Source organism: Shinella yambaruensis, from assembly GCF_022899355.1.
Lineage (GTDB): Bacteria > Pseudomonadota > Alphaproteobacteria > Rhizobiales > Rhizobiaceae > Shinella > Shinella yambaruensis.
The window spans coordinates 1-2799 of record NZ_JALJCK010000034.1 but is presented as its reverse complement, the minus strand read 5'-3'; the positions used below and the strand labels follow the sequence as shown (position 1 = coordinate 2799).

General features: G+C 64.1%; 3 protein-coding genes. All 3 read right to left on the bottom strand.

Going from position 1 to position 2799, the window contains the following annotated elements:
- Positions 1-7 precede the first annotated feature (7 nt).
- Entirely contained in the window at positions 8-1009 is a 1002-nt protein-coding gene (locus tag MUU56_RS32610; protein ID WP_245083433.1) for an ABC transporter ATP-binding protein, read from the bottom strand.
- A 23-nt stretch (positions 1010-1032) separates the two neighbouring features.
- Positions 1033-1857 (bottom strand): carbohydrate ABC transporter permease, encoded by an 825-nt coding sequence (locus MUU56_RS32605; protein WP_245083430.1) that lies wholly within the window; start codon positions 1855-1857, stop codon positions 1033-1035.
- A 68-nt stretch (positions 1858-1925) separates the two neighbouring features.
- Complete coding sequence (locus MUU56_RS32600) at positions 1926-2798, bottom strand: carbohydrate ABC transporter permease (RefSeq protein ID WP_245083426.1); 873 nt, start codon at positions 2796-2798, stop codon at positions 1926-1928.
- Position 2799: the final 1 nt, after the last annotated feature.

Sequence of the window (2799 nt, the reverse complement as noted above, 5' to 3'; positions counted from 1 at the left end):
AGCCGTTTCATCGGCTGGCGTTCCCGTTTTGGTCGAAGCGATGGATTCGCGTTTCGTCTGGCGTTAGGAAGACGGTGTCGCCGTGTGTTACGGGGAAGTCGCCGCCGGCGCGCACGGTGACCATGCCGATGGCCTCGGCATTGACGTGCAGGAAGGTGTCGGAGCCGAGATGCTCGGCGACGCCGACGACGCCCTTCCAGGTGCCGCCCTCCTTGGACAGGCGGATATGCTCCGGCCTTATGCCGACGGTCGGGGCGTTCCAGGGCCTGGCCGCCTCGCCCTTGACGAAGTTCATGCGCGGCGAGCCGATGAAGCCGGCGACGAACAGGTTGTCCGGCTTGTTGTAGAGATCGAGCGGCGAGCCGACCTGCTCGATGTTGCCGGCGTTCAGCACGACGATCTTGTCGGCCATGGTCATGGCCTCCACCTGGTCGTGGGTGACGTAGATCATCGTCGTCTTCAGCTGGTGGTGCAGCTCGGAGATCTCCAGCCGCATCGTGCCGCGCAGCGCCGCGTCGAGGTTGGAGAGCGGCTCGTCGAACAGGAAGGCCGATGGCTCGCGCACGATCGCCCGGCCGATCGCCACGCGCTGGCGCTGGCCGCCGGACAGCTGGCCCGGGCGGCGTTCGAGATAGTTGGTCAGGTTGAGCACGCGCGCGGCCTCCGCCACCTTCTTCTCGATCACCTCGGGGCTCACCTTCGCCATCTTCAGGGGGAAGGCGATGTTGTTCTTCACCGTCATGTGCGGGTAGAGCGCATAGGACTGGAACACCATGGCGAGCCCGCGCCTGGCGGGCGCGGCCGATGTCACGTCCTTGCCGTCGATCTCGATCGTGCCGCTCGTCGTGTCCTCCAGGCCCGCGATGAGGCGCAGCAGCGTGGACTTGCCGCAGCCCGACGGGCCGACGAAGACGACGAACTCGCCGTCCTCGATCGTCAGGTCGATGCCCGGAATGACCTGCGTGGCGCCAAAGCTCTTGTTGACCTTTTTAAGGATGATCTTGCCCATGATGGTCCCTCCCGTCTGTTTCGTTACTTCACGGCGCCGAAGGTGAGGCCGCGGACAAGCTGTTTCTGGCTGAACCAGCCCATGATCAGGATCGGGGCGATGGCGAGCGTCGAGGCCGCCGAGAGCTTGGCCCAGAACAGACCCTGCGGGCTGGAGAACGAGGCGATGAAGGCGGTCAGCGGCGCGGCGTTCGTCGTCGTCAGCCGGATCGTCCAGAAGGCCTCGTTCCAGGCGAGGATGATGTTGAGCAGCATGGTGGACGCAATGCCCGGCACCGCCATCGGGGTCAGCACGTAGACGATCTCGCCCCACAGCGACGCCCCGTCCATGCGCGCGGCCTCCAGGATCTCGCCGGGGATCTCGCGGAAATAGGTGTAGAGCATCCAGATGACGATCGGCAGGTTGATCAGCGTCAGCATGACGGTGAGCCCCACGCGGCTGTCGAGCAGGCCCGTGTCGCGGAAGATCAGGTAGATCGGCACCAGCACGGCGACGGCCGGCATCATCTTGGTCGACAGCATCCACATCAGGATGTCCTTGGTCCTTCTCGTCGGCGAGAAGGCCATCGACCAGGCGGCCGGCACGGCGATCAAGAGCGCCAGCAGCGTCGAGCCGACCGAGATGATCACCGAGTTCAGGAAGAACTTGAAGTAGTTGCTCTGCGCCTGCACGGCCGCATAACTCTCCACCGTGCCCGACGGCAGGATGTCGAAGCCCTGGATCGCCTCGGTCTCGGACTTGAACGAGGTGATGATCGTATAGAGGATCGGGAAGAAGAGGATCAGCGCGATGATCCAGGCGGCGATGGTGAAGACGGCGGTTCGTCTTGTCGAGACGGCTCTGGCCATGGTCTTGTCCTCCCTAAAGGCTGTTCCGGGACCGTGCGGAGCGGTGTTCCGTCCGGAACGGCGGTAAACTACTTGTCCAGGTTCTTGCCGACGGCGCGCATCAGGAAGAAGGCGACGATGTTGGCGAGGATGACGGCGATGATGCCGCCGGCCGAGGCGCCGCCGACGTCGTAGCCGAGCAGCGCCGTGCGGTAGATCAGGAACGGCAGGTTGGTCGAGGCATAGCCCGGCCCGCCATTGGTGGTGACGAGGATCTCCGCATAGACGCCGAGCAGGAAGATCGTCTGGATCAGGATGACGACGGTGATCGAGCGGGAAAGGTGCGGCAGCGTCAGGTAGACGAAGCGGGAGACGAAGCCGGCCCCGTCCATCTCCGCCGCCTCCTTCTGCTCGCCGTCGAGCGATTGCAGCGCGGTCAAGAGGATGAGGGTGGCAAACGGCAGCCATTGCCAGGCGACGATGATGATGATCGAGAACAGCGGATACTGCGCGAACCAGTCGACCGGCTGCAGCCCGAGCGCCCGGTTGATGTCCGCCAGCACGCCGTAGCCCGGATGCATGATCATGTTCTTCCACACCAGCGCGGCCACCGGCGGCATGACGAAGAAGGGCGAGATGATCATGATGCGCACGATGCCCTGACCCCACATCGGCTGGTCGAGCAGGAGCGCGATGGCGATGCCGCCGACGACGGTGATCAGCAGCACCCCGCCGACGATCAGGAGCGTGTTCCAGATCGACTGGAAGAAGGCCGGGTCGGTGTAGAAATACTGATAGTTGAACAGCCCCGCCCAGCTGACATTGGCCGGGTTCAACAGGTTGTAGTTCTGGAACGAGAACCACAGCGTCATCGCCAGCGGCACGATCATCCACACAAGAAGCAGCCCGACTGAGGGCGCCAACATCAACCGCGCCAAACCACGCGTGTTCTCCGTCGCCATG

What these genes read in the sequence shown, in the direction of transcription:
- MUU56_RS32610 (WP_245083433.1), bottom strand. Translation starts at nt 1,009, where the DNA reads ATGGGCAAGATCATCCTTAAAAAGGTCAACAAGAGCTTTGGCGCCACG.
- MUU56_RS32600 (WP_245083426.1), bottom strand. Translation starts at nt 2,798, where the DNA reads ATGGCGACGGAGAACACGCGTGGTTTGGCGCGGTTGATGTTGGCGCCC.
- MUU56_RS32605 (WP_245083430.1), bottom strand. Translation starts at nt 1,857, where the DNA reads ATGGCCAGAGCCGTCTCGACAAGACGAACCGCCGTCTTCACCATCGCC.